Origin of the sequence: Nocardiopsis kunsanensis DSM 44524, assembly GCF_000340965.1 — a bacterium.
GTDB lineage: Bacteria > Actinomycetota > Actinomycetes > Streptosporangiales > Streptosporangiaceae > Nocardiopsis > Nocardiopsis kunsanensis.
In genome coordinates, this window is sequence record NZ_ANAY01000071.1 from 1 (window position 1) to 2,120 (window position 2,120).

Genomic DNA, 2,120 nt, shown 5'->3' on the forward strand with positions numbered 1-2,120 from the left:
GCGCCAGTCGGTGCCCCGGCTCACCGGCCCCGCTCCTGTTCCTTGGTGATCTGGTCGCACAGGGCGCCGGCGGCGTAGAGCTCCACGGCGGCCAGGGCCAGGTACACGCCGAAGAGCAGCGCCCCGAACAGGGGCAGCACCGTGTGGCCAGCGGTGAGGGTCCACACGGTCATCCCGGCCGCCACGAGCAGGGCCAGGAGCCGGGCGATCAGGTTGGCCGTTCCCATGTGGCCGCTCCCGTGGGCGATCTGGCGGGCCAGCCGGACCGCGCTGAACTCGATGACGGTCTCGTTCTCGTGCTCGTGGCTCATGCGGTGATCTCCTCGAATCCGGGAAGGGCCAGCTGGTAGGCGCAGACGGGGCAGAACTCCCACCAGCGCGTCTTGTGGGTCTTGGGGTCGCGGCACCGGTCTTCCTCGGGCACGGCGACCGCTTCCAGGTGCTCGGTTTTGGCCTGCTCGGAGGCCCCGGGGATGGGTGTCCAGTCGGTGCGGTGGCCGCAGGTGCATTCGAGCCGGTAGTCGAACCCGGGGCCTTCGCCGCCGTAGCGGGCCTGCTTGCGGACCTTGGGGCGGTGCTTCATCAGGCACCCCCCGTCGACCGGGGCGACCGGGTCGGCTTGTACTTGCGGACCGTCTTGGGGTCGACCCCCAGTGCCTTCGCGGCGGTCTTGACCGGCATGCCGGGGTGCTTGGCGTAGAGGTCCTCCACCTGCTGGCGGGCGTCCTCGGAGCGTTTCCGTGCGGATTCAGCGAGGGTTTGCGGGGCGTCGTCCTCCCCCTCGCTGTGGGGGTGGATCGGCCCGCTCGCGCCGTCGTCCCCCCGGGGGAGCACAGCGACGTCCCCCGGGCCCGTGTCCGTGGTCCCCCGCTGGGGGTCCTCGGTGGTGCGCAGGTAGTCGGCCGCCTCTTCGGCGAGGGCGTCGCCCACGACCTGGAGTCCGTCGTCCCCCGTCTCGGAGGACGCCGTCTCCTCGCGGTCCTCGGTCACCTCGGTGACCGTCGTGGCGGTGCGCTGCTCGGCATCCATCCGGCCCACCGCCTGGGCGATGGCCGCCGAGCCGGTCACCGAGAACAGGTAGGCCATCCACGCGAACAGCGCGGCAGAGACCGAGCAGACCGCCCCGATGGGGCCGGACCCGGCCGTGGAGGCCACGATCGAGGCGATCAGGGGGAAGGCGATCATCGCGTTGAGCACCGGCACCGGCAGCCCGGAGATGACCGCCCGGGAGCGGGCCAGGCCGCCGCGCCAGGCGATGGCCATGGTGGCCATCCCGGTCATGCCGACCTCAGCCAGGTAGCCGAGTCCGGTGAGGGTGCCCGGGTAGGCGGCTTGGACGGCGGCGTCCACGCCCGCAGCAGACCCGACCGAGCAGATCAGGGACCCGACCAGGGCCCCGACCACGTACCGCTTGCGGCTGGTGGTCATGTCCAGGGCGATGGACTCGTTGCTGTTGGCATCGCGCGCGGAGTCGATCGCGGCGGCCTTCCGTGCGGCCCGCTCCTCGATCCGGTCGCGCTCGCGCTCACGCCTCAGCTGGCGCTTGTGTTCGAGTTCCAGTTCGGTTTGCAGCCGGCGGGCGGTGAGCTCGTCGGACAGCGCCCGGGTCTCGGGGTTGAGCCGGGGGTTGGCCAGCAGTTCCGTACGGGGAACGCTGTGCAGCGCCTGTGCCTGTTGGGTGCGGCGTTGCAGATCGGCGACCACGTCGGTGGTCACCGCGGTCTTCTTGCTTCCTCGGAGGTTCACCGGTGGTCCTTCCTGTGTGCGCGGAGGGTGTCCAGGTCAGCGCGGCGGTCGATGATGGGGTTGCCGACGATCAGGTAGACCACGGCGACCACCAGCGCGACGGCCAGCAGCGAGATCAGGGAGGTCACCGGCGACCCCCCTTCACGGACTTCTTCCGGCGCCGGGGGACGTCCTGGGTGAGGACCACGCGGGTGCGGCCCCAGCGGCGCAGGGTTCGCCGGCACCGGCGGTATCCAGTGGCCACGCGCAGGGCCCCGAGGACGAGCAGAAGGACCACTACGGCGGTGGCGATCACGTGGGGAAGCAGGTCCGGGCTCATGCCACCCACCCCCCGGGGACAGCCAGACCGATGACGGTGCTGCCCTGTTGGCGGG

5 protein-coding genes are annotated in these 2,120 nt (G+C 71.6%); all 5 read right to left on the bottom strand.

Going from position 1 to position 2,120, the window contains the following annotated elements:
* Window positions 1-20: 20 nt before the first annotated feature.
* The 5 genes from D456_RS0123220 to D456_RS0123240 are packed head-to-tail and all read right to left on the bottom strand — an operon-like array spanning window position 21 to window position 2,065.
* Window positions 21-311: a hypothetical protein gene (locus D456_RS0123220; protein WP_017578569.1), complete on the bottom strand. Its 291-nt coding sequence runs from the start codon at window positions 309-311 to the stop codon at window positions 21-23.
* Window positions 308-583, bottom strand: coding sequence for a hypothetical protein (locus tag D456_RS0123225; protein WP_017578570.1), 276 nt, complete (start codon window positions 581-583; stop codon window positions 308-310). The genes D456_RS0123220 and D456_RS0123225 overlap by 4 nt, the downstream gene beginning before the upstream one ends.
* Window positions 583-1,746, bottom strand: a complete 1,164-nt coding sequence (locus tag D456_RS24905) for a hypothetical protein (protein WP_017578571.1) — start codon at window positions 1,744-1,746, stop codon at window positions 583-585. The genes D456_RS0123225 and D456_RS24905 overlap by 1 nt, the downstream gene beginning before the upstream one ends.
* The gene (locus D456_RS27855) at window positions 1,743-1,874 is read right to left on the bottom strand and encodes a hypothetical protein (RefSeq protein WP_017578572.1); all 132 of its coding nucleotides are present in this window, start codon (window positions 1,872-1,874) and stop codon (window positions 1,743-1,745) included. The genes D456_RS24905 and D456_RS27855 overlap by 4 nt, the downstream gene beginning before the upstream one ends.
* Window positions 1,871-2,065, bottom strand: a complete 195-nt coding sequence (locus D456_RS0123240) for a hypothetical protein (protein ID WP_017578573.1) — start codon at window positions 2,063-2,065, stop codon at window positions 1,871-1,873. Before D456_RS0123240 ends, D456_RS27855 begins: the two co-directional genes overlap by 4 nt.
* Window positions 2,066-2,120 lie beyond the last annotated feature (55 nt).